The sequence below is a fragment of the Micromonospora sp. KC721 genome (genome assembly GCF_004348355.1).
Lineage (GTDB): Bacteria > Actinomycetota > Actinomycetes > Mycobacteriales > Micromonosporaceae > Micromonospora.
In genome coordinates this window covers 1-968 of the sequence record NZ_SMJY01000401.1, presented here as the reverse complement: position 1 = coordinate 968, position 968 = coordinate 1, and the positions used below count along the sequence as shown (strand labels likewise).

At 66.8% G+C, this 968-nt stretch carries 1 protein-coding gene; it reads right to left on the bottom strand.

What is annotated here, in order from left to right; translation table 11 throughout:
• Positions 1–411 precede the first annotated feature (411 nt).
• Positions 412–819 (bottom strand): hypothetical protein, encoded by a 408-nt coding sequence (locus E1182_RS30645; protein ID WP_132271208.1) that lies wholly within the window; start codon positions 817–819, stop codon positions 412–414.
• Between the last annotated feature and the right edge of the window lie 149 nt (positions 820–968).

The window sequence follows — 968 nt, the reverse complement described above, 5'->3', positions numbered from 1 at the left end:
CGGACTGGCCCAGGAAGTCTGGGAAGAGGTATGGCCGCCACCACGGTCAAAGCGGAAGTGATGCCCTCCGGGCGGGGGATCTTCGACAGAGATGGCCGGGGGTCGTTCGGATCTTGCGGTGGTGGGTGGTTGCGCGGTTCGCCATCTCCACCGTGAGTCCGGGCGGAGCCGAGCAGACCTGCCCTCCGGTGCCAAGGTCGTTCAGACGTAGGGTGCTCCACCTTGTCACCGGAGGGCAGGCCCGCTCCACGGTGTGCGGACTCACGGCGGAGATGGCTCTCAGGCCACTTGCTGTCGTGAAACCCGTTGTGGCGTAAGGGATTTCGCGCCCGTTCGGCCTTCCTAGGATGCGTCAGAAAGCGTGATCATCCGTAGGAGCAAGTTGGAGGAAAAGTCAGACTTAGCCGCCGGTCACACGTGCTCCTGGTTGGCCCACTCGTCGGGCGCGAGTAGCCCGTCGACACCGACGCGGTAGCCGACCAATACGCGGATAAGTCCCTCCCAGCCGTCCGACTCCACCGCGTCGAGCACCGCCGACTGAGCGCCGGGAATGTCGGCCAGGCGGTACCAGGTGTGCGGCAGGAGGTAGGCCACGGTGTCGCCGCCGACCTCTTCGGCCGCAATCTCTTCGTCGGTCTGCTCGTCGACGTCGGGCAGGAGCAGTGCCCGCAGTCCACGCGACCAGCGCAGCGCGCTCTTACCGGCGGTGGCCCGCTCGTACTCGTGCCAGAGATCGAGGTCAGCGGCCAAGCCGTCGGTGCCGAAGTCCGCGAGGATCTGTAGCGGCGTGCGCGAAGTCTTACGCCGGGTGCCCTTCATGTCGGAGCGAGCGATCTCGTTACCGAGCCCGGATCTTGGCAGCGCAGACCGGACAGAGCCAGAGCCGGCCGCAGGTCTCGACACCGGAGAAGTGAGCCGTGCCCTCGTTGACGACGATGGCCGCCGCGCCGCCGAGCAGATCCCGACCG